Consider the following 22,054-nt stretch of genomic DNA (forward strand, 5'->3'; position numbering starts at 1 on the left):
CAACATCGATTCCGGAGACACCATCATGAAGATCCGTTCCGTACGCGCCCGCGTATTCCAGTGGAAAGGCAAGACCGTCCCGCCGCAAGGCAATTTCTGCTCGAACGCGATGGACCTGCTGTACGCGCCGCAGGAGACGATGAGCACGTTCCGCTTCCACGCGTGGACGGTCGTCGAAGTCGAGACCGACGACGGCATCGTCGGCCTCGGCAACGTCGCGCTGGCGCCGCACATCGCGAAGGCGATCATCGACCAGTACCTCGCGCCGCTCGTGATCGGCCAGGATCCGTGGGACTACGAATACCTGAACCAGCGGATGTACCGCGCGACCCACGCATGGGGCCGCAAGGGCATCGGCATGGCGGCGATCTCGGCCGTCGACATCGCGATCTGGGACATCCTCGGCAAGAGCGTCGGCAAGCCGGTGTTCAAGCTGCTCGGCGGACGCACCAAGGAAAAGATCCCCTGCTACTACTCGAAGCTGTATCGCACCGACCTGAAGGCGATGCAGGAGGAAGCGCAGAAGTACCTGAAGGAAGGCTTCCGCGCGTTCAAGATGCGCTTCGGCTACGGGCCCGCGCACGGGCAGCAGGGCGTGATGGAGAACCTGAAATCGGTCGCGGCGATCCGCGAGGTGATCGGCTACGACAACGACCTGATGCTCGAGTGCTACATGGGCTGGAACCTCGAGTATGCGAAGCGCATCCTGCCGAAGCTCGAGAAGTACCAGCCGCGCTGGCTCGAGGAGCCGGTGATCGCCGACGACCTCGACGGCTACGCGGAACTGAACCAGCTCACGAACATCCCGATCTCCGGCGGCGAGCACGAGTTCTCGCTGTACGGCTTCAAGCAGCTGCTCGACCGCAAGGCCGTGTCGGTCGTCCAGTACGACACGAACCGCATCGGCGGCATCACGATGGCGCACAAGATCAACGCGCTGTGCGAGGCGTACAGCGTGCCGGTGATTCCGCACGCGGGCCAGATGCACAACTATCACCTGACGATGAGCACGCTCGCATCGCCGATGAGCGAGTACTTCCCGATGTTCGACGTGGAAGTCGGCAACGAGCTGTTCTATTACATCTTCGACGGCGAGCCGGTGGCCGAGAACGGCTTCCTGCAACTGCGCGACGACGTGCCGGGTCTCGGCCTCACGCTGAAGACCGAATTCCTCGACCAGTTCGACATCGTCGAGTGAGGGCCGCCATGAACGCACGCTACCAGGGCGTCTTTCCGGTCGCGCCGACGATCTTCGACGCGCACGGCGCGCTCGACCTCGACGGCCAGCGCCGCTGCCTCGACTTCATGATCGACGCCGGCTCGCAAGGCATCTGCATCCACGCGAACTACTCGGAGCAGTTCGCGCTCGGCGACGACGAACGCGACCTCATCACGCGCACCACGCTCGAACACGTCGCCGGCCGCGTGCCGGTGATCGTCACGACGTCGCATTTCAGCGCGCGGCTCTGCGCGCAACGCAACCGCCACGCGCAGGCGCTCGGCGCCGCGATGGTGATGGTGATGCCGCCGTATCACGGCGCGACCTTCCGCGTGCCGGAAGCGCAGGTGCGCGCGTTCTTCCGCGACGTCGCCGACGGCCTCGACATTCCGCTGATGATCCAGGACGCGCCGGCGAGCGGCGTCGCGCTGCCGGCGTCGTTGCTCGCGACGCTCGCACGCGAGATCGACGCGGTGTCGTACTTCAAGATCGAGACGCCCGGCGCGGCGTCGAAGCTGCGCGAGCTGATCGCGCTCGGCGGCGACGCGATCGAAGGGCCGTGGGACGGCGAGGAAGGCATCACGCTGCTCGCCGATCTCGATGCGGGCGCGACCGGCGCGATGACGGGCGGCGGGTATCCGGACGGCATTCGCCGGATCACCGACGCGTATTTCGCCGGACGTCGCGACGAAGCGTGCGAGCACTACGCGCGCTGGCTGCCGCTGATCAACTACGAGAACCGCCAGTCGGGCTTCCTGAGCGCGAAGGCGCTGATGAAGGAAGGCGGCGTGATCGCGTGCGACCGGCCGCGCGCGCCGTGGCCCGACCTGCACCCGCAGGTGCGCACCGGCCTGCTCGACGCGGCGCGGCGGCTCGATCCGCTCGTGCTGCGCTGGGGACGCTGACCCGACATTTGCCTGCACCCGCAACGCGCGTGCGTTGCGCATCGGCGTGACGGCGGCCCGACAGAAGGCTGCCGCCGCTCATCACATGGACTGGAGACACCATGAACCTGTTGAACCCGGCCACCCCGGCCTACGATGCCGGCGAAACCGTTCCGCGCCGCCGCTGGCTGCGCGTGATTCCGCCGCTGCTGCTCGCCTGCATCATTTCGTACATGGATCGCGTGAACATCGCGTTCGCGATGCCCGGCGGGATGAACGCCGATCTCGGCATGGACGCGACCATGGCCGGCCTCGCCGGCGGCATCTTCTTCTTCGGCTACCTGTTCCTGCAGATTCCGGCCGGCCGGCGCGCCGCGCTCGGCAGCGGCAAGAGATTCATCGCGTGGTCGCTCGTGAGCTGGGCGCTGCTGTCGGTGCTGACCGGGCTCGTCACCCATACGTGGCAACTTTTGACGTTACGCTTCCTGCTCGGCGTGGCCGAAGGCGGGATGCTGCCCGTCGTGCTGACCATGGTCAGCCACTGGTTTCCCGACCGCGAACGCGGGCGCGCCAACGCGATGGTCATCATGTTCGTGCCGCTCGCCGGGATGATCACCGCGCCGCTGTCCGGCTTCATCCTCGCCGCGTACGACTGGCGTCACCTGTTCTTCATCGCGGGCGCACTGTCGGTGCTGTGCCTGGTCGCGTGGATGATGTTCGCCGACGACAGCCCGGAGACCGCACGCTGGGTGTCGCCGCGCGAAAAAGCGTACATCCTCGACGCGCTGCGCGAGGAACAGGCGCGCAAGCAGGCCGCCGGCACGCCGGCCGCCGCGTCGTTCGGCGCGATGCTGCGCAACCCGACGATCTGGCTGCTGATCGCGATCAACTTCTGCTATCAGGTCGGCATCTACGGCTATACGATGTGGTTGCCGACGCTGCTCAAGAACCTCACGCACGGCGGGATGGGGAAAGTCGGCCTGCTCGCGATGCTGCCGTATGTCGCGATGATGATCGGGATGTTCGGCACGTCGTATTTGTCTGACCGAACCGGCAAGCGCCGCCTGTTCGTGCTGCTGCCGCTGGTCGGCTTCGCCGCGTGCCTCGCGCTGTCGGTGCTCACCCACGCGTCGATGCTCGTGTCGTTCGCGTTCCTGATCGGTTGCGGCTTCTTCCTGCAGGCGGCGGCCGGCGTGTTCTGGGCGATTCCGCCGAAGCTGTGCAGCGTCGAGACGGCCGGCAGCGCACGCGGCCTGATCAACGCGCTCGGCAATCTCGGCGGCTTCTGCGGCCCGTATGCGGTCGGCGTGCTGACCCAGCACGTGAGCGCCGCGGCCGGCGTGTACAGCCTCGCGGTCACGCTCGCGGTGGCCGGCCTGCTCGCGCTGACGCTGCCCAGGCGCTGCGAAGACTGATACGCCTGATACGCGCGGGCCGGTAAGCCGGCACGCGCACGAAACAACGGAGACTCACCATGAACGACATCCTGCTGCTGGTGCAGAAATGCGCCCATACCTTCAGCTTCTACGACCTCGAAACGAAAGCCGCGCTCAAGCATGTCGTGCTGCCGAACTTCCCGCACGAATTCACCGTCGACGTGAACAACCGCTACGCATACGTCGGCATCTTCGGGATCGAGACCGCATGGTCGCGCGGCCATGAAGGCGATCACCGGATTGCCGAGATCGATCTCGTCGAGCGCACGCACACGCGCATGCTCGACCTGTGGCCGTACTACCGGCCGCACGGGATGGCGAGCGACCGCGACGGCCGGCTGTACGCGATGAGCGAGGCGCACGACATGCTGCTCGTGTTCGACGAACCGACCCGGCAGCCGGTGCCGAACATGGCCGTGCCGTCCGGCGGCGTGAAGACCCACCTCGTGACGCTCACGCGCGATGCGCGCCGCGCCTACGGCGTGCACCTGCTGTCGAACACCGTCACGCAGTTTCATCCGCGCGACGCGACCGTCGCGCCGCGCGCGGTGATGCCCGGCCCGCGCCCCGAAGGCAACGCGCTGTCGAGCGACGAGCGCACGCTGTTCGTCGCGAATCGCGGCGACGACACGCTCGTCGAGATCGACACCGACACGATGACCTGCGGCCGCCGCGTGAAGACGCGCAGCGATCCGAACCGCATCTACCGCACCACCGCGCCGGACGGCCGCGATCTGCTGCTGCTGACCAATTCCGGCGAACGGTCGATTTCGGTGTTCGACGCGCGGCAGCTCGAGGAGATCGAACGCGTCGCGCTGCCCGCGAATCCGACCGCGCTGTCGTTCCATCCGTCGCGGCGCGTCGCGTACGTGTCGTTCCAGGACGACTACGTGCGCGAGCTCGATCTCGATGCGTGGCGCTTCGTCGGCGCGCTGCCGACGCTGCGCGAACCGGATGCGTCGTATGTGCTCGCAGGCACGCGCTGAGCCACGCGGCGACGCACCGCCGTCGCCGAATGCGCGGCCGGCCAGGCTCGTCGACGCGCATCACCACCTGTGGCAGCTCGGCACGGGAGCGCGCTATCCGTGGCTGCAGGCGCAATACGATCCGGCGCGCTTCATGTTCGGCGACTACGCGGCGCTGTGCCGCGATTTCGGCGTGGCCGATTTGCGGCATGCGGCACAGGGCGCGCCGATCGTCGCGAGCGTGCACGTCGAGGCCGAACGCGCGCACGACGAAGCGCTCGCGGAAACGCGCTGGCTGCATGAGGTCGCGGCCGCGCACGGGCTGCCGTCGGCGGTCGTCGCGTGGGTCGACCTGCTCGCCGGCGACGCGGACGAGCGGCTCGCCGAACAGGCCGCGTGGCCGCGCGTGCGCGGCGTGCGCTTCAAGCCGCGCACCGCTGCGTCGGCGGATGCCGATGTCGACGGGCCGGGCACGCTGCGCGATCCGCGCTGGCCGGCCGCACTCGAACGGCTTGCCGCGCACGGCCTGAGCTGGGATCTGCGCGTGCCGTTCTGGCATCTCGGCGAAGCAGCCGCGCTGCTGGCCGATGCGCCAGGTGTCGACGTCGTGCTCGAACACGCCGGGTTGCCGTGGGATCGGTCGGACGCCGGGCTCGCGCGCTGGCGCAGCGGAATGGAAGCGCTCGCGGCATCGCCGCGCGTGAGCGTGAAGATCTCCGAGCTCGGATTGCGCGATGCCGTGTGGAGCGACGCGGACAACGCGCGGATCATCCGCGACACGATCGCGATCTTCGGCTGGGAGCGCTGCCTGTTCGCGAGCAATTTTCCGGTGGCGGGGTTGCGCGTGTCGTATCCGGCGCTGCTGCGCACGTTCGCACGCGCGATGGCCGGCCTCGACGACGTCGCGCGCGCCGCGATCTGGCACGACAACGCGATGCGCGTGTACCGGATTGCGTGACCGGGCTTGACCCGGCCCTTGGGGTCGCCTTTATGCTGGGCGCAACGAATCGACAGCAGACAGGGGTCACGAATGGGCACGTCCACGCTTCGCTTGAGCGCGTCGGCCGCCGCCGCGCGGCTCGGCGTATCGGTCAAGGCGCTGCGGCTCTACGAGCGGCACGGTCTGGTCGCGCCGCAGCGGACGCCGGCGGGATACCGCATGTACGGCCCCGACGACCTCGCGCGCGCGGCCGACATCGTCGCGCTGCGTGCGCTCGGCCTGAGCGTCGCGCAAGTCGCGAGCGTGCTCGACGGCGACGCGCGCAGTCTCGATGAAGCGCTCGCCGCTCACGAAGCGGCGCTCGACCACGGCATTCAGGATCTCGTCGGCAAGCTCGACCGCGTGCGCGCGATCCGCGCCGGCCTGGCACGCGGCCGGATGCCTGACGGCGGCGAACTGACGCGGCTGCTCGACGACGGCGGCGCCGGTATCGCGTTCAGCCTGCCGTGGCCGTGGGGCGGCGAGTGGTTCGAGTTTCGCGGAATCCGGCCGTTGAACTACATCATCGGCTCGCTGGGAAGCGGCAAGACCCGGCTGGCGATGCGGCTCGCCGACGCGCTGTCCGGCGCGGTGTTCGCGGGACTCGATCGATTGGACCACGCCGCGGCAGCGGCATCGGGCGCGCTGCGTGCCGATCCGGTATTGAAGGCGCGCGTCGAATGTGCATCGGCGTCGCTCGCCGCCGCCGGCGCGACGCAATCGCCGGCGCTGACCGCGCTGCTGGCCTGCCTCGAAGCGGATGGCCCGAGCGCACTGGTCGTCGACATGATCGAACAGGATCTCGACCGGCCGACCCAGCACGCGTTGATCGCGTGGCTGCGTGCGCGCGCCGCGACCGACGCGCGGCCGCTGTTCCTGATGACACGTTCGTCGGCGATCCTCGACCTGTCGGCGGTCGGGCCCGATGAAGCCATCATCCTGTGTCCGGCGAATCACGCGCCGCCTTCCCGCGTGGCGCCTTACCCGGGCGCACCGGGTTACGAAGCCGTGGCGACGTGCCTCGCGTCGCCGGAGATTCGCGAACGGATCGCGCGGAGGCCGGACGCGGCGTGATTCGCCGCACGGCCTGCCTCGCATACCGGACAAATCCCAAGCAATTCGGCGCTTACCGGACATCGTCGACGCACGTGACGCAGCCGCCCTGGCCGGATGGCCAAAAGCGCGCGCCGCCGGCTGACCCCGCCTAATATGAAAGGCACCCGAAAGAAATCATTTCCGGTATCGTCCACGTCTCCAGTTCATGTTTCGCATGACCACACGCAATGAAAACCGTACCGGCCGGGCCGATATCGCCCCCTTCGACGACATGAGCCAGTTTCGCGTCACTTACGACGGTCCCGCACTCGAATCTTCCGAAATGGATGTGCGCGAACTCGCGCCCGCACTGCTTGCGATCGGCGCATTGCTCGAAGCTTCGGCCCGCGCGTTGTGCGGCGATCAGGTTCGACCGCAGGTGAACGTGCGCGGCAGCTTCAAGACCGGCAGCTTCGGCATCGACTTCACGCTCGCGACCTCGCTTCTCGGCCGCATGCGCGACATCCTGAGCGGCAACGAGAGCACGGCGCTTGCCAACGCGGTCACGATCCTGACCGCGCTCGGCATCGCCGCGCCCAAAGCGAGGAAGGGTCTCTTCGCCGTCCTCAAGTGGTTGCGCGGGCGCCCGATCCGGCAAGTACGAATGCAGGAGCACACCGCGTTGCTGTACGTGGACGACGAGCAACTCGAAATCGATCTGTCCGTCCTCACCCTGCTTCGGGACGTCGGCGTCCGACAGGCAACCGAGCAAGTGCTTGCCCCGCTCGCACGCGAAGGCATCGTGATGTTCGCCACCGGCACCGACACCGAGGTGTTCGAGACGGTCACCCGCGACGAGATCGCATGGTTTCACGCGCCCGGACAAGCCGACGCGCTCATTCTCGACGAACATCGAAAGATGGCGTTCTCGATCGTGTCGCTCGCGTTCAAGGACGACAATAAATGGCGGCTGTACGACGGCGCGTCGACGATTCACGCGGCGATCACGGATGCCGGCTTCCTGTCGCGCGTGAACAACAGCCAGATCAGTTTCACCAAGGGTGACGTGCTCGTCTGCAATGTCCGTATGCAGCAGTGGCAAACATCGGACGGAGCAAAAACCGAATACGAAGTCACGGATGTCCTCGAACATCGCCCGGCCGGGCGGCAGATTCCGTTGCCGGGCCTTTGACCGGCTTCGCGAATACTGCAATCATCGGCGTCGAAGCTCGCCCCCCGAGCGCATCCACATCGATCATGAAACCGGCGATCCGCCTTCGTCTCGCGTCCCCGTCCGACCTGCCCTTTCTGCTGACGCTGCGCCGGCTCACGATGACCGAACACCTGCAACGCGTCGGTGCACCCACCGACGACGAAGCGCACCACCGGCGCATCGCGGCGAACTTCGAAGACGCGATGATCGTCTGCGAAGGCACGCGCGCCAATGCGAACCCGATCGGCTTGCTGAAAGTGACGCGCGCCGCCGATGAATGGCACGTTCACCAGATCCAGATTCATCCGTCGCGGCAAGGGCACGGCATCGGCGAAGCTGTGCTGCGCGAACTGCTGACCGAAGCCGCACGCGAGCATGTACCCGTTTCGCTCAGCGTGCTGCATGGCAACCCGGCACGGCGGCTCTACGAGCGGCTCGGGTTCCGGTTCGCGTCGGAAACGGCAACCGGAGCCAACCTGATCTGGCGCGCTTGAGGATCTCCCCACGCGCCCGACCTTCTTCGGCATCGGCGATGTCATCGCGCTACGGCCACAATGATCCACGCTCCGCCGATCGCCTCTTGACTCGCGTCCGGTCGCGATCGAATCCAAACCCGTTCCACCGATCGATTAGAATCGTCTGCCGTTCCCCTCCCCGTTCATGCCCAATCACCTGACACCGTGAAGTCCTCGATCCTCGCGCTTTTGCTCGTCGCCCCGTCCTTCTTCACTGGTGCCCGCGCCGCCACGCCGACCCTGCTCGAACCCGGCATCTACCGGCTCGATCCGGACGGTTACCTCGCGATGCCGAAGGCGAAACCGGCAAGCTACGGCGAGATCGACGACGACTCGTTCGAACACGCGCTGCCGCCAGCCGCTCGGATCAGCTACGCGGTGGTCGCCCGCGACCCGGGCCGCACGCAGAATCGCGTGCTGTTCCTCGTCGACGGCGGGTATCACTACGACGTCAACAGCCCGAACAAGCTCTGCCCCGCGTACGCGTTTCCCGACTGGAACGAATACTCCGACGTGCAGCCGTTCTGCCGCACCAACATCTCCGGCGACGACGCCGCATTCAACTGGTCGACCAATGCGTTCACGGTCAGTTGGGGCAGCGACCGGAAGTACCTGCGCACCGACTACGACGACAAGGGCGAATCGCATCCCCGTTACGCGATCAAGCACCATGGCGACCGCTTCGTGCTCGCGACACCGCGTGCCTATCAGAGCGTGCAGTACCTGACGAAAGACGTGCCGTTCTTCCCGGGCGCGCACCGAAGCGCATCGTCCGGCATGCTGCCCGCAGGCAGCTACGTGGCCGTCGTCGCATCCGGCCCGGAATGGGAAGAAGTCGAGCGCTTCGCTCAGGACGGCACGCCCACGCACGGCTGGATCGATCGTGACGATCTCGACGACGTCAAATGGGTCGATCAGCAGCCGAAGACGAAGCAATTCCGCTTCCGCGTCGCCTTCACGGCGGGAGCGAGCGACAACGATCCCGCGACGGCGGTCGCCATCGAGGTGCTCGATCGCGCAACCGGTAAACGCGTGCAGGTCATCCGCGATTTCTACGCGGACCCATGGGGCGAGAGCGACACGAGCCTCACACTGGTCGACGCCAATTTCGACGGCCATCCGGACCTGATGATCGGCGGCAGCTCCGGCGGCGCAGGGCCCAACAGCACCGACAACTTCTTCCTGTTCGACCCGAAATCCCGGCACTTCGTGTTCGACCAGGCGCTGTCCGACCTGCCGCAGATCGGCTTCGATGCACGCAGGAAGCAGGTTACCTCCGCTCACCGCAACAGCTGCTGCAGCCACTCGTCGGAAACGTGGCGCTACGAAGGCGGCCATCTCGTCGAAATCGCGAACTGGGACGAAAGCCTGTCCGCCGACGGCGCGTGGCTCGTGACGACCATCGGACATCTGCGCAACGGCAAGATGCGCTATCGCGTCACGCGCAAGCGGGCCGAACTGAACTGACCTGACGCGTCGTACGGACGAGGCGTACATTGCGGCAGGCCGCCTCTCCGGCCGCCTGCCATTCGAAGACACGCCGCCCGCCGCTTACGGCGTCCACCGATAAACGGTGATGCTGTTCCCCTTCACGTTGTTCTTCGTCACCACGTACTCGCCGTTCGAGCGGCGATACGTGCGCACGCTGTACATCGCATCGATCGCGCTGCTGGTATCCACCGTCGCGGGGCTCGCGTTGACGAGCGTCGTGTCGAGCGTGCCGGTGTCGAGGTTGAATGCATCGATGTTTGGCCACAGCGGCCCACTGCTGCTGAACCAGTAGCCGACGAACAGGTGATTGCCGGCCGCGTCGATCGACTTCGCGCCGCTGTGCGGCAGCGTGATCACCGGGTTCGGCTTCGTCGTGTTGCCCGCGAGCCAGCCGTGATACACCTCGATGCGCGTGCCGATCGACGTCCAGTCGGTACTCCCGACGACGCCCTGCGCGAGCACCATCGTGTCGCTGTCGGCGAGATAGACGATGCGCGTCAGCGGCTGGATGCTGGCCGGCACCGGCGTCGGCACACCCGGCCCCCATGACGGCTTGCCGCTCGCATCGAAGCCCGCGAGCGGGTAGTGATAGATCGCGCCGGTCTTGTCGAGCCCGGCCCATACGCCGCCCTTGCTGTCGAGGCTGAAGCCGGCCGACACGCGCCGCGTCGTGTTGAACGCGGGCCCCGGGATCGAGCCGTCCGGAATCGCGACGTAGCCATTGGCCGCGTTGAAGTGGAAGAAGGCGTAGACCGGCGGATTCTGGCCCGCCGCGACGAGGATCCGGTTCGCGCCGACCGACGTCAGCAGCCCGAAGTGCTCGTCGCGCTGCGTATCGTTCATGTCGATGCGCGGGTCCGACGGATACGCGAACGGATCGACGGTGTTCGCGACGAACGTGCCGCCCGCGGTGCCGCCATACACGTGCGTCGCGCTGTAGAACAGCGCACCGTCCGTCACCGGATCGGGCGCGGCGATCCCTTCGAAGTTCAGCGACTGCAGCGTCCACCGCAGGCTGCCCGCGCTGCTGTACGCATGAAGGTCGGTCGCGCCGTTGCGGCCGAGATCCCAGCTGCCGCCCCACGGGTTGTTGAGCACGTACAGGTTGCCGGCGGTGTCCTTGCCGATGCCGGCGACCCGCGTGAAGCGCTTCGCGCCCACCTGCCCCTTGATGCCCGTCGTCGTGTCGAGATAGCCGCCGCGCACGCCGAACGTGTCGACCAGCGCGGGCCGGCCCGACACGGCATAGCGCTTGATGTTCATGTCGGGGCCTTCGTCGCCGACCAGCAACTGGCCCGTCGCCGCATCGAAACTGAGCGCCGAAGGCTGCGCCCCGGCTGCCATCCGGATCGTGTTCAGCGGCGCACCGGTCGCGCTGAATTCGACGATCGAACCCGCGCCCTTCTGCGCGACCCACACGTTGCCCGCGCCGTCCACCGCGAGCGCGCCCGGCGCGCTCACGCCGATGTCGCGCTGCCAGACGCCGTCGGTCGTGAACACCCGCACGCGATTGCCGTAGAAATCGCTCGCATAGAGCAGCGAGCCGGCCGTCGCGAGCCCGGTGACGACGTCGATGCGTGGTTGATTCGTCGCCGCGGTGATCTGAATGAGCTTGTCGCGAAACCGCGTCGCGCGGTTGTAGCGCCCGACCGCGCCGCTGCCGTACCCGCTGCCGGGCTGCAGCGCGACGAACAGCGACGTCGCATTGCCCGTGATCGCGCTGCCCTGGAATTCGGAATGCGTGCCGATCGAGCCGATGCTCTTGCCGTTCTGGTAGATCGCGACGCCGCCTTCATCCTCGTCCCACATCGACGACGTGTAGATCACGCCTTCGGGCGCGACCCACATCGAGCGCGCGACGTTGCCGACGTGCGCCGCGAGCGTGCCGTACGTGTTCGCGATCCAGTCGGTGGTGTTGCGCGCGTATCCGGCCGGCGCAATCGCAGCGATCGCGGCGGCGAGCAGCACGGCCCGAATCGGTTGTCTGGCGACCATGGCTGATGCTCTCCTGAATGGTGGAATCATTCACATGAGGGACGGCCGGATGGTTTGAAATCGGCAATGCGTCAATACTTCCGCTAAATCATCCGGCGCGGTCGATATGACATCGGACGTGCATCCGATCATCGGCACCGCCGAGAATAGCGTTATATAAATGGAAAAAAATTGCAGGCCCGGCCGGCCGACGGCGCACGCGACTGCGCGAGAGTGAATGGTCACTTACGCGCGCGGCTTGCTGGATATCGGGAAAGTCCAGCTTGCGCCGACCGGCATATCACCGCGGTTTTCGAATGCGGCGTATTGGCGTATTGAAATGGCGGAGGGAGTTTTCGGCGAATCGGGAAAATCGCCGGATGCGGGGTAGAGAAATGACCGATGGCGAATATCGTACCGGCCTGAATCCAGGTCGAATCCAGGCCGGCGAACTTCACGACAACGGGAAAATCACGCGGACGCTGCGGTTTCCCGCACTGCTACCTGCTCGATCTCGCCGCCGCCGTCCGACTCCGAATCCGCGTCGTCGCGCGCATCGCCGAGCTGCCCTTCCCACTTCGCGACCACGGCGGCCGCGATCGAGTTGCCGACCGCGTTGGTGGCCGAGCGCCCCATGTCGAGGAACATGTCGACGCCCATGATCAGCAGCAGCCCGGCTTCCGGCAGATGAAACTGGCTGAGCGTCGCCGCGATCACGACGAGCGAGGCGCGCGGCACGCCCGCCATCCCCTTCGACGTGACCATCAGCATCAGCAGCATCGTGATCTGCGTGCCGAGCGGCAGGTCGATCCCGTACACCTGCGAGATGAACAGCACCGCGAACGTGCAGTACATCATCGAGCCGTCGAGGTTGAACGAATACCCGATCGGCAGCACGAAGCTCGAGATCCTGCGGTTCACGCCGAAGCGGTCGAGCGCGTCGAGCAGCTTCGGATACGCGGCTTCCGAGCTCGCCGTCGCGAACGACAGCAGGAACGGCTCGCGGATCAGGCGGATCAGCGAGAACGCGCGCTTGCCGAGGAACGCCACGCCCGCGAGCGTCAGCACGCCCCACAGCAGCGCCAGCGCCAGGTAGAAGCTCGCCATGAACTTCGCGAACGTGAGCAGGATGCCCAGCCCTTCGGTCGTGATCGTCGACGCCAGCGCGGCAAACACCGCGACCGGCGCGAACCACATCACCGCGCCCGTCACTTTCAGCATGACCTGCGCGAGATCGTCGATCACGCCGGTCAGGCGCTTGCCGGCGTCGCCGAGCGCGGACAGCGCGGTGCCGAAGAAGATCGAGAACACGACGATCTGCAGGATCTCGTTGTTCGCCATCGCCTCGGCGATCGATTTCGGCACCAGGTGGACGACGAAGTCCTTCAGCGTGAACGCGCCCGTCTTCAGGCCCAGCGCCGCATCGGAGGCCGGCAGCGGCAGGCTCAGGTGGCTGCCGGGCTGGAGGATCGTCGCGGTCACGAGGCCGAGCACCAGCGACGTGAACGACGCGATGAAGAACCAGCCGAACGCCTTCACGCCCACGCGGCCGACCGACCCGCCGTCGCCCATCTGCGCGATGCCGACCGTGAGCGTCGCGAACACCAGCGGCGCGATGATCATCTTGATCAGGCGCAGGAACACGTCGGACAGCAGCGACACGTAGCCGGCGACTTCCCTGGCCATCTTCGGGTCGGGAAACGCGCTATGACAGGCGTAGCCCACGGCGATACCCAGCGCCATCGCGATGACGATGTACCGGGTGATGTTGTGCTTCTTCTTCATTAGCAATCCAAATTACAGAACATGTGTTTCCAACGGCTGGCAGATCGTCGGCCTGGAATCGGGGACGGAGAGCCGCGGGTGCGGCGCATGCCCGTTTCGGGTGCCGGAGCCCGTCCGTGGGCACCGCCACGGCGAACAGGGGGGGCATTCTATCGCAAACGCCGGACATTCTTTCAATTTTGAAAGCATGGAGGTGGTACGGGCCAGGGTTCGGGGATCGTCGCGCCTGGCTGGCCTCGGCACCTTCCTTCCGCGCGGATCGCCGCGTCGACACATTGGGCCTCGCCACCGAAGCGGCCGCCGGCGTGACAACGCAATCGATCGGTTTCATACTGCCGACCTCCTGTCTCGCACGGCACCCACCCGAATGAAACGTCGCGCCTGCTTCGCTTTTGCCGTCGGCCTCGCCATATCCTCGCTCGCGCACGCGAACTGCCACGACTTCACCCGTTCATGGGGCAAGCTCTTTCCGGACCACACGGTCGACGCCGCGCACGTGGCATGTCTCGCGTGGCCGGCCGATCCGAAGCTGACGATCGCCGCGCTGCCATTCGGCGGACATTCCACCGACCTCGGCGTGATCGTGGCCGACAGTGCGACCGGCAAGGTGATCGCCCACGGTGAACAGGAGAACGGAATCGATCGCCGCAGCTGGCGCGTGCTCGACCGGCTTGCGATCGACGTCAAGCCCTATCCACTCGACCGGAACCGGATCGGGTTCGGCATCGTGGTGGTCAACGGCGACATCGACACCACGGCGCGCACGAAGGAAGCCGTGATGTCGATGTACGTGATGGAGGGCTCGCGCGTGACGCCGGTTCTCGACCGGCTGCTGCTCTACTGGCGCACGGGCGGGATCTTCGACGATTGCGCGGGCGAGATCGAGGAGATCAATCGGAAACTGGCCGTCGGGGCGACCGTCAACGGTGCCCCTCCGCCGCTGACGGCGTCGGAAACGTCATCGACCTACACAAGCCCGAACAAGGGAACGTCGTCGCCGGATTGCGGCGTGCGCGCCACCGACGTGAAGCGTGTCGACTACACGATCCCGTACCGCAACGGCAAATACCAGATACCGAAGGCGCTGCAGCCGTTTGCGTAGCGGTGGTCGCGGCCGGCACGAACTGCTCAGCTGTGCGCCAGGTGATTTTTTGGCATGCAGCCATGCCGGACCGACCAGCGCCATCGACGCACCATAAAACACCAGCGCCCGAGGTCGGTTCCCAGCCATGCCAATACGAACCCGGCCGCCAGCATCGCGAAACCCGACATCCCCGCCATTGCATGCACCTCGAATACGCCGAGGAAGCACGCGAACGAAAATCCCGCCTCTGACACCCGCAGAGTCAATATCAACCCGTGCTTTATCCCCGCACCAATTATCAACGTCTGGTTGTCAATTAATCGTCAATTGTCGCATTTGTCTGACTATTATGCGGGCCCACGATAAAGACGCGCTCGACACAAACACAAATTACCGCGCGCCACTTGACATCCCGCCCAAATAGCCTGAATGTATTAACAATTCTGACGATTCCTTCAATTTATTTACAACCGAATCGATCAAAATTATTTAATTCATTTTTTAAAAACAGATCACCCTCATTCGCATCTCGGAATGTGACTAAAAAAGTGTTTCTCCATCCCACAAGTCGGACCGGTGCACAACGAAGACAATACCTCGTATTTTCCGACATCCATCGATAAAATTTTCACGATCGAGCATTAAATGGAGAAGACACCCATGATTGCAGATACGATAAATGACCTCAGAAACATAGAGAACAACAAACCCAAAGACAAACCCGTTTCCGACCCGAAGGCGGTTTTATCCACGATCTGCCTGCCGGCGTGCATTATCGATGGTCGAGGCTATGTTGTTTCGCTGAACGAACCGTGGCGGAAGTTGATAAATCCGTCCATCGATCCGCAAAAATACAACCCCTGGGCCGAGTTAATCAACCCCTCTGACAGATATCGCGCAGTCTCCAATTTCTGCGCAGCGCTGGTGAAGGGAAATTGCATCTCGTTCGAATGCCGATTAAACGGCAGCGACATCGACAGCAAACGCTGGTATATCGCTACCCTTCAGCCAACCAGAAATCTGGAGTGGCTGTGTATTTTCTTCGATATCGATGAAATCAAGACCCGGGAGATTTCCCTGGAGAGACGAGCATCCATTCAGAGCGATATGCTGGACATCAGCGTCGACTGCATCAAGCTGGTTGCGACCGATGGCATGTTGCTGCATATGAACAAAGCAGGCTGTCAGGCACTGGGTATCCCGGAAAATTCCGCTTTTGGCATGCCCTGGTTAGATTTGTTGCCGGCAGACATTCAACCCGCCGGCAGGGTTGCATTGAATCTGGCAAAGGATGGCAAGTCCGGTCGATTCCCGGGACGCAGCGTAGATTCCAATGGCCGGATCCAGCATTGGGATAATATGTTGACCCCTGTGATGGGCCCAGCCGGCCAAGTGACAACGATTCTCTGCATTTCTCGGGAAGCGACCAGGGAAATCGAGTCGCGAGATGTAAATCAGCAACTTCAGGATCGGCTGAATATCGTCGCGCGGTTTGGCAATATTGGATTTTTTGAATTCGATGTCCACGTAAAGCGCATCGCTCTTGACGACCATTGTCGCAAAATTCTGTCTCTCAATACCACGGACGATTCCCGGTCCATTGATGAACTTGGTGCGCTTGTGCACCCTGAAGATATGCAGCAAGCGGTTTGCGTAACATCGATCGATCAAGGACCTTCGGCCTCCAGGCTGGAGTATTTTAGCGAGTTCAGAATCATCAGATCAGGCGGTGAGATTCGAAAAATACGCTTGGTGGCGTACCTGACACGTAACCCGCAGGAACCGGATCGAGTCTTCGGAATGATCTCCGACATTACGGATAAGGCTCTCGACTCAATCGGCGAGAATGCAAATCCCGCGCCGAAATCGGACACATTCACTAGAACCTATCGTAATTTGAGCGATTTTCTGCAGCTCAAAGTATCAAGCAACTGATTTTCAAAACAAGATTGCAGTGAGATATCGGGAGTCAACGCTCGCTCGCCATCTCGGCATGCATTGCGCAGACGGCTTCGATATCACTGCCACCACACGCTGCACCGTTCATTCAAAGAACTGAACCCGAGTTGTCTACGAAACAACAAAACAGGAACCACCCCGCCCCAGCCACCCCCACCCCGTACCGGCAATTGTCAAACAAACTGTACCGGTACTGTACCGAAAACCGTCGCTACACTGACTCCATCCCAGTCCCGAACACGAATGGAGAATCCGCGATGGAATTCCTCACCCTGAGCGCGCTGCCCGCCGGCATGCTGTTCGCGCTCGTCACGTCGATCACGCCCGGCCCGAACAACACGATGCTGCTCGCATCGGGCGTCAATTTCGGCTTCCGCCGCACGATGCCGCACCTGTTCGGCATCAGCATCGGCGTCGCGATCCTGATGCTGTGTGTCGGCTTCGGTCTCGGCGAAGCGTTCCGCCGCGTACCGGTGCTGTACACGATCCTCGAAATCGCAAGCGTCGCATACCTGCTGTACCTCGCGTGGCGCATCGGCACGTCGGGCGAAGTGAAGGCGCAAGGCGCCAAGCCGCGGCCGATGACGTTCCTTGAAGCCGCCGCGTTCCAGTGGGTCAATCCGAAGGCATGGATGATGGTACTGACCGCCGCGACGACGATCCGCCTGTCCGCCGACTACGGCATGAACGCCGCATGGATGGCCGTCGTCTTCATCCTGATCGGCTTTCCGTGCATCAGCCTGTGGGCCGCGTTCGGCCTCGGCCTGCGCCGCTTCCTGTCGAACAGCCGCGCGCTGCGCATCTTCAACGTGACGATGGCCGTGCTGCTGATCCTGTCGCTGTATCCGCTCGTCGCGCACCTGCTCCCGCAGTAAGCGCTCACAGCGCACCCGTTGAGCTTCGTCCCATGCAGGCGTACCCTTTTGATACGGGCGCGTGCAACCGCTTCGGCGGTTGCACCGTCGCTGCATGGAGAGTGCCGATGAAGCCAATGCTGAAAGCCGGCGAACACATCGAAGGCATGCACTGGATGGCCGAGTATCACCCGCTCACGCACGACATCCGCGTGCTGCGAGAAAACGTCGAAGTGGGTACGTACTGCGCGCCGCCCACACTGTTCGGCGACGAGGAAGAGATGGGCGCCGCGAATCATGCCGATCATCGCAGCCAGGAAGCCGCGCTGCGCGCGTATCTGCGCAACTTCGTCAAGGAACACGACGCGGAGGAGTAACGATGCGACGGCCGGAATGAACGACGGGCCGCCGAAGCGACCCGTCCTGTCGTTGCGTGTCGGCCGTCTTGCGACCCACCGCGGCAACCTCGGCACACCGGGCCGGCGCATCGCCCCGGCCCCGCGCCCGCTCAATGCCCGAGCGATTCGATCTTGCCGGTCGGTTGCGCGACGCCGTGCGGCCGTGCCATCTGCTTGATCAGCAACGCGACGCACGCGAGCAGGCCCGCCACCGCGATCGTCGCGAATACACCCGCGAACGAGAAGTGCCGGCGCGTCAGTTCCGCCACGAGGAACGAGCCGGCGATCCCGCCGAAGCGGCCGACGCCCAGCATCCACGCCACGCCCGTGCCGCGCCCTTCGGTCGGATAGAACGCGGCGGCGAGCGCCGGCATCGACGATTGCGCGGTGTTCATCAGCACGCCGGCCACGAACACGACCAGCACGAGCAACCCGACGTTCCCCGCGGCCTGCCCGATCGCATACACGCTGATCGCGGTCAGCGCATAGCACACGGCGATCACGCGGTTCGCGTTGAAGCGGTCCATCAGCACACCGCACAGCACGGCGCCGACGCCGCCGAGCGGGAACAGCGCCGAGATCAGCGTCGCGCTCTTCGGCGTGAGGCCCGCATCCTTCAACAGGATCGGCATCCAGTTGATCGACGCGTAGAAGATCACGAGGCCCATGAAGTACGCGACCCACAGCATCACCGAGCCGACGATGTACGAGCGCGACAGCACGACGCCGAGGCCCTGGCTGCCGGTTTGCGGCGCCGCTTCGGTCATCGCGAACGAGCCGGCGTTCATCGCATCGCGCGAGATGCGCGCGAGCGTCGCGCGGATCCGGTCGACGCTCTTCCCGTGCGCCACCATGAAACGCACCGATTCGGGCATCTTCAGCAGCAGCAACACGCCGAGCAGCAGCGGCGTCACGCCGCCGAGCATCAACACGCTGCGCCAGCCGAAATGCGGGATCATCCACGCGGCGAGAAAGCCGCCGAACGCCGCACCGAGCGGGAAGCCGCAGAACATCAGGTTGATCACGGTCGCACGGCGCTTGTCCGGGCAGAACTCGCCCATCATCGTGACCGCGTTCGGCATCGCGGCGCCGAGGCCGACGCCGGTCACGAAACGCAGGATCGTCAGGTGTCCGATGGTCGTCGAGAACGCGGACACGAAACACGCGACGCCGAACAGCAGCACCGAGCCGACCAGCAGCGAGCGGCGCCCGAGTCGATCGGACAGCGGACCCGACACCAGCGCGCCGCACGCAAGGCCGAACAGCGCGGCGCTCAGCACGGGGGCGAGATCGGGTTTGGTCAGGTTCCATTCGCCGAGCAGCGACGGTGCGATAAAGCCGATCGCGGCCGTATCGAAGCCGTCGAGCAGCACGATCACGAAACACATCAGGAATACGAGCCACTGAAAGCCGCCGAACGGCTGCTCGTTGATGAAGGTCTGGACATCGACCACGGGTGCGCGATTCATCGCGAGTCTCCTTGTCGACCGGCGTTGGCGCTTGCGCGCTCTCCCGGTCCCATGTAACGCTGATATGAACAACGCGGCCTCATGGCCGCGTCTTTCCTTGTTCGCGCGCCGATTCGCCGCCGGCGCGTCATGCATCGTCGACACCTGCCGGCTGCGGCAGGCGTCGCGATCGGGTCACGTCCGGCGCGAGCCGGTCGTGTCATTCAGCCGCATCTAGGCGGCCGCATCCTGCTCCTTGAAGATCTTGTCCGCGAGATGGAACGCGGAGTTCGCGGCCGGCACGCCGCAATAGATCGCGGTCTGCAGCAGCACTTCCTTGATCTCGTCGCGCGTCACGCCGTTGTTGCGCGCGGCGCGCAGGTGCAGCGCGAGTTCCTCGCCGCGGTTCAACGCAACCATCATCGCGATGGTCAACAGGCTGCGCGTATGGCGCGGCAGGCCGTCGCGGGTCCAGATCTCGCCCCATGCATAGCGGGTGATCAGGTTCTGGAATTCGTCGGTCACCTCGGTGCGGTTCTCGATCGAACGATCGACGTGCGCGTCGCCGAGCACCGCGCGGCGCACCTTCATCCCTGCTTCGTAACGTTGCTGATCATCCATCGTCGGTGCCTTACGCGGTCAGGAATTCGAGCAGCGCGCGGTTGAAACCGTCGGCGTACTCGATGTTCGAAATGTGCGCGGCGTCGAATTCGACGTGACGCGCGCCGGGAATGGCGGCAGCCAGCGCGCGGCCCTGGTCGGGCGGCGTCGACATGTCCTTCTCGCCGGTCACGACGAGCACCGGCAGCGCGATGCCCTTCACTTCCTCGCGCAGGTCGGCCGCGTTCAGCGCGTCGCAGTTCGCCGCATAGCCGTCCTTGTCGGTATGCACGAAGGTGTCGCGGATCGCGTCGAACAGGCGCGGCTCGCGCCCGACGAACGCGTCGGTGAACCAGCGCGGCAGCACGGCGTCGGCCAGCGCGGCCATCCCTTCGGCGCGCGCCTTCTGCGCACGCGGCGCCCACACTTCCGGCGAACCGATCTTCGCGGCGGTGTTCGCCAGCACGGCGCGCACGATGCGCGACGGGAAACGCGCGGCGAGCGCGGCGCCGGTCAGGCCGCCCATCGAAATCCCGCAGAAATGCGCGCGATCGATGCCGACATGGTCGAGCAGGCCGATCACGTCGCCCGCGAGCTGGTCGACCGTGTACGAGCCGGCCGGCGCTTCGGAATGGCCGTGGCCGCGCGTGTCGTAGCGCAGAATGTTGAAGTGCTGCGTGAGCGGGCGGATCTGCGGCGCCCACATCTGCAGGTCGGCGCCGAGCGAGTTCGAGAAGACGAGCCACGGCGCGTCGTCGCGCGCGGCACGGTCGATCCGGTAATGCAGTTTCACGCCGTTGACAGTGGCGAAGGGCATCAATGTTCTCCTGGTTATTGCGCGCGCGCGTGAAGCGCGAGCACGGCGTCGACGTAGGCCTGCGCCTCGCCGACGTAATGTGCGGGATCGAGCAGCCGCGCGAGCGCATCGCGCGACAAGTGGGCGGACACGGTCGCATCGGCCGCGAGCACGTCGAACAGCGTCGCGCCGGTGCGCACGGCTTCCTTCGACGCGTGCTCGACGACATGGTGCGCATCGAGCCGGCCGATCCGGTCGCCGAGCGCGAGCATCACGGCTTCGCCGAGAATCAGCCCGTGCGTCAGGTCGAGGTTCGCGGCAAGGCGTTCGGTGTTCACGTCGAGGCCCGCGACGATCTGGGCGATCTGCGCGAGCGCGCCGCCGGTCAGGCGAGCCAGATCGGGCAGCGCATCCCATTCGGCCTGCCAGCCGCCGAGCGCGCGCTCGTGCTCCTGGACCATCCCCGCGAACACGGTAGCGACGAGGTTCGGCGCGCGCACCGCGGCGGTCAGCACGGCCGCGCAGCCGACCGGGTTGCGCTTGTGCGGCATCGTCGACGAGCCGCCCTTGCCGGCGGCAGCCGGTTCGCCGAGCTCACCGACTTCGGTCTGCATCTGCAGCGACACGTCGCGCGCGATCTTGCCGAGCGTGCCGGTCAGCATGCCGAAGCACGACGCGGCTTCCGCGATGCGATCGCGCTGCGTATGCCACGGCACGGCGGGCACCGCGAGCTTCAGGTCGGCGGCGAGCGCGGCGCTCACGCCGGATGCGTGTTCGCGCAGGCTCGCAAGCGTGCCGGCGGCGCCGCCGAACTGCAGCACCAGCACGCGCTCGCGCAATTCGGCGAAGCGCGCGCGATGGCGCAGCAGCGCATCGAGCCATTGCGCGAATTTAAGACCGAGCGTGATCGGCAGCGCCTGCTGCAGCCACGTGCGGCCGATCATCGGCGTCGCGCGATGCGTGCGCGCGAGCGTCGCGAGCGACGCGCACGCTTCGTCGAGCAGCGGCTCCAGCACGTCGAGCGTATCGCGCAACTGCAGCACGGTCGCGGTATCGATGATGTCCTGGCTCGTCGCGCCCCAGTGCACGAACTTCGCGGCCTCGGGGTCGTCGGCCTTCACTTGCGCGGTGAGCTGCTTGACGAGCGGAATCGCGAGATTGCCGCCGAGCGCCGCGCCATGCGCGAGCGCGTCGGCATCGAGCCGATCGGCATCGCATGCGCGTTCGATCGGCGCAACCGCGGTGGCGGGAATCACCTGCCGCGCGGCGAGCGCACGCGTAAGCGCGGCTTCGACGTCGAGCATGCGCTGGATCGTCGCGCGGGGCGACCAGATCCGGTTGAGCGGCTCGGTGCCGCAGATGAGGGAGGTCAGGCGGGCGCTGTCTTCGAGCATGGCATCAGAGTAGGGAAACGGCGTG

Annotated in this window: 19 protein-coding genes; 13 read left to right on the forward strand and 6 right to left on the reverse strand. The window is 65.3% G+C overall.

The genetic code is table 11. The features are described from left to right. The first annotated feature begins 25 nt into the window (after nt 1–25). The 9 genes from BME24068_RS03785 (at nt 26) to BME24068_RS03825 (ending at nt 9,713) form a co-directional block, all read left to right on the forward strand. Nucleotides 26–1,198, forward strand: coding sequence for an L-rhamnonate dehydratase (locus BME24068_RS03785; RefSeq protein ID WP_174925196.1), 1,173 nt, complete (start codon nt 26–28; stop codon nt 1,196–1,198). Between the two features lie 8 nt (nt 1,199–1,206). Beyond that, nucleotides 1,207–2,124 (forward strand): dihydrodipicolinate synthase family protein, encoded by a 918-nt coding sequence (locus tag BME24068_RS03790; RefSeq protein ID WP_174925197.1) that lies wholly within the window; start codon nt 1,207–1,209, stop codon nt 2,122–2,124. Between the two features lie 101 nt (nt 2,125–2,225). Then, on the forward strand, nt 2,226–3,518 hold the full coding sequence (locus BME24068_RS03795; protein WP_174925198.1) for an MFS transporter: 1,293 nt from the start codon (nt 2,226–2,228) through the stop codon (nt 3,516–3,518). Between the two features lie 59 nt (nt 3,519–3,577). Then, nucleotides 3,578–4,525 carry a YncE family protein gene (locus tag BME24068_RS03800; RefSeq protein ID WP_096500922.1) on the forward strand — a complete coding sequence of 316 codons (948 nt, stop codon included), beginning with the start codon at nt 3,578–3,580 and terminating at the stop codon, nt 4,523–4,525. Further along, nucleotides 4,503–5,462: an amidohydrolase family protein gene (locus BME24068_RS03805; RefSeq protein WP_174925199.1), complete on the forward strand. Its 960-nt coding sequence runs from the start codon at nt 4,503–4,505 to the stop codon at nt 5,460–5,462. Before BME24068_RS03800 ends, BME24068_RS03805 begins: the two co-directional genes overlap by 23 nt. A gap of 72 nt (nt 5,463–5,534) precedes the next feature. Further along, nucleotides 5,535–6,557, forward strand: coding sequence for a MerR family transcriptional regulator (locus BME24068_RS03810; protein WP_174925200.1), 1,023 nt, complete (start codon nt 5,535–5,537; stop codon nt 6,555–6,557). A 196-nt stretch (nt 6,558–6,753) separates the two neighbouring features. Beyond that, nucleotides 6,754–7,710: an LAPAL motif-containing putative phage structural protein gene (locus tag BME24068_RS03815; RefSeq protein WP_174925201.1), complete on the forward strand. Its 957-nt coding sequence runs from the start codon at nt 6,754–6,756 to the stop codon at nt 7,708–7,710. A 65-nt stretch (nt 7,711–7,775) separates the two neighbouring features. Next, nucleotides 7,776–8,225, forward strand: coding sequence for a GNAT family N-acetyltransferase (locus BME24068_RS03820; RefSeq protein ID WP_174925202.1), 450 nt, complete (start codon nt 7,776–7,778; stop codon nt 8,223–8,225). Nucleotides 8,226–8,411: 186 nt separating this feature from the next. Then, nucleotides 8,412–9,713 (forward strand): XAC2610-related protein, encoded by a 1,302-nt coding sequence (locus tag BME24068_RS03825; protein ID WP_174925203.1) that lies wholly within the window; start codon nt 8,412–8,414, stop codon nt 9,711–9,713. A gap of 84 nt (nt 9,714–9,797) precedes the next feature. Here the strand turns inward: BME24068_RS03825 and BME24068_RS03830 are convergent, their stop codons facing one another. Further along, nucleotides 9,798–11,732, reverse strand: coding sequence for an NHL repeat-containing protein (locus BME24068_RS03830; protein WP_174925204.1), 1,935 nt, complete (start codon nt 11,730–11,732; stop codon nt 9,798–9,800). 450 nt (nt 11,733–12,182) lie between these two features. Further along, complete coding sequence (locus BME24068_RS03835; protein ID WP_174925205.1) at nt 12,183–13,496, reverse strand: dicarboxylate/amino acid:cation symporter; 1,314 nt, start codon at nt 13,494–13,496, stop codon at nt 12,183–12,185. 367 nt (nt 13,497–13,863) lie between these two features. Between BME24068_RS03835 and BME24068_RS03840 the strand changes: the two genes are divergently transcribed. From BME24068_RS03840 to BME24068_RS03855, 4 genes are all read left to right on the forward strand, one after another. Then, nucleotides 13,864–14,598 carry a PA3715 family protein gene (locus BME24068_RS03840; RefSeq protein ID WP_174925206.1) on the forward strand — a complete coding sequence of 245 codons (735 nt, stop codon included), beginning with the start codon at nt 13,864–13,866 and terminating at the stop codon, nt 14,596–14,598. 627 nt (nt 14,599–15,225) lie between these two features. Then, on the forward strand, nt 15,226–16,515 hold the full coding sequence (locus tag BME24068_RS03845) for a PAS domain-containing protein (protein ID WP_174925207.1): 1,290 nt from the start codon (nt 15,226–15,228) through the stop codon (nt 16,513–16,515). A gap of 281 nt (nt 16,516–16,796) precedes the next feature. Beyond that, nucleotides 16,797–17,414, forward strand: a complete 618-nt coding sequence (locus BME24068_RS03850; RefSeq protein ID WP_096500942.1) for a LysE family translocator — start codon at nt 16,797–16,799, stop codon at nt 17,412–17,414. A gap of 107 nt (nt 17,415–17,521) precedes the next feature. Then, nucleotides 17,522–17,770: a hypothetical protein gene (locus tag BME24068_RS03855; protein ID WP_096500944.1), complete on the forward strand. Its 249-nt coding sequence runs from the start codon at nt 17,522–17,524 to the stop codon at nt 17,768–17,770. A 131-nt stretch (nt 17,771–17,901) separates the two neighbouring features. Here the strand turns inward: BME24068_RS03855 and BME24068_RS03860 are convergent, their stop codons facing one another. From BME24068_RS03860 to BME24068_RS03875, 4 genes are all read right to left on the reverse strand, one after another. Beyond that, a complete protein-coding gene (locus BME24068_RS03860) occupies nt 17,902–19,260 on the reverse strand; it encodes an MFS transporter (protein ID WP_096500946.1) in 1,359 nt (452 codons plus the stop codon). A gap of 213 nt (nt 19,261–19,473) precedes the next feature. Further along, nucleotides 19,474–19,860, reverse strand: a complete 387-nt coding sequence (gene pcaC / locus BME24068_RS03865; protein ID WP_044846455.1) for a 4-carboxymuconolactone decarboxylase — start codon at nt 19,858–19,860, stop codon at nt 19,474–19,476. A 10-nt stretch (nt 19,861–19,870) separates the two neighbouring features. Then, nucleotides 19,871–20,656: a 3-oxoadipate enol-lactonase gene (gene pcaD, locus BME24068_RS03870; RefSeq protein ID WP_174925208.1), complete on the reverse strand. Its 786-nt coding sequence runs from the start codon at nt 20,654–20,656 to the stop codon at nt 19,871–19,873. Between the two features lie 14 nt (nt 20,657–20,670). Continuing rightward, nucleotides 20,671–22,029, reverse strand: coding sequence for a 3-carboxy-cis,cis-muconate cycloisomerase (locus tag BME24068_RS03875; protein WP_174925209.1), 1,359 nt, complete (start codon nt 22,027–22,029; stop codon nt 20,671–20,673). Between the last annotated feature and the right edge of the window lie 25 nt (nt 22,030–22,054).

It is taken from the genome of Burkholderia anthina (genome assembly GCF_902498995.1).
Lineage (GTDB): Bacteria > Pseudomonadota > Gammaproteobacteria > Burkholderiales > Burkholderiaceae > Burkholderia > Burkholderia anthina.

Bases quoted from the DNA above. Each gene is read 5' to 3' on its own strand.
- BME24068_RS03785 (WP_174925196.1), top strand. From the start codon at position 26: ATGAAGATCCGTTCCGTACGCGCCCGCGTATTCCAGTGGAAAGGCAAG.
- BME24068_RS03790 (WP_174925197.1), top strand. From the start codon at position 1,207: ATGAACGCACGCTACCAGGGCGTCTTTCCGGTCGCGCCGACGATCTTC.
- BME24068_RS03795 (WP_174925198.1), top strand. From the start codon at position 2,226: ATGAACCTGTTGAACCCGGCCACCCCGGCCTACGATGCCGGCGAAACC.
- BME24068_RS03800 (WP_096500922.1), top strand. From the start codon at position 3,578: ATGAACGACATCCTGCTGCTGGTGCAGAAATGCGCCCATACCTTCAGC.
- BME24068_RS03805 (WP_174925199.1), top strand. From the start codon at position 4,503: ATGTGCTCGCAGGCACGCGCTGAGCCACGCGGCGACGCACCGCCGTCG.
- BME24068_RS03810 (WP_174925200.1), top strand. From the start codon at position 5,535: ATGGGCACGTCCACGCTTCGCTTGAGCGCGTCGGCCGCCGCCGCGCGG.
- BME24068_RS03815 (WP_174925201.1), top strand. From the start codon at position 6,754: ATGACCACACGCAATGAAAACCGTACCGGCCGGGCCGATATCGCCCCC.
- BME24068_RS03820 (WP_174925202.1), top strand. From the start codon at position 7,776: ATGAAACCGGCGATCCGCCTTCGTCTCGCGTCCCCGTCCGACCTGCCC.
- BME24068_RS03830 (WP_174925204.1), bottom strand. From the start codon at position 11,732: ATGGTCGCCAGACAACCGATTCGGGCCGTGCTGCTCGCCGCCGCGATC.
- BME24068_RS03835 (WP_174925205.1), bottom strand. From the start codon at position 13,496: ATGAAGAAGAAGCACAACATCACCCGGTACATCGTCATCGCGATGGCG.
- BME24068_RS03840 (WP_174925206.1), top strand. From the start codon at position 13,864: ATGAAACGTCGCGCCTGCTTCGCTTTTGCCGTCGGCCTCGCCATATCC.
- BME24068_RS03845 (WP_174925207.1), top strand. From the start codon at position 15,226: ATGGAGAAGACACCCATGATTGCAGATACGATAAATGACCTCAGAAAC.
- BME24068_RS03850 (WP_096500942.1), top strand. From the start codon at position 16,797: ATGGAATTCCTCACCCTGAGCGCGCTGCCCGCCGGCATGCTGTTCGCG.
- BME24068_RS03855 (WP_096500944.1), top strand. From the start codon at position 17,522: ATGAAGCCAATGCTGAAAGCCGGCGAACACATCGAAGGCATGCACTGG.
- BME24068_RS03860 (WP_096500946.1), bottom strand. From the start codon at position 19,260: ATGAATCGCGCACCCGTGGTCGATGTCCAGACCTTCATCAACGAGCAG.
- pcaC (WP_044846455.1), bottom strand. From the start codon at position 19,860: ATGGATGATCAGCAACGTTACGAAGCAGGGATGAAGGTGCGCCGCGCG.
- pcaD (WP_174925208.1), bottom strand. From the start codon at position 20,656: ATGCCCTTCGCCACTGTCAACGGCGTGAAACTGCATTACCGGATCGAC.
- BME24068_RS03875 (WP_174925209.1), bottom strand. From the start codon at position 22,029: ATGCTCGAAGACAGCGCCCGCCTGACCTCCCTCATCTGCGGCACCGAG.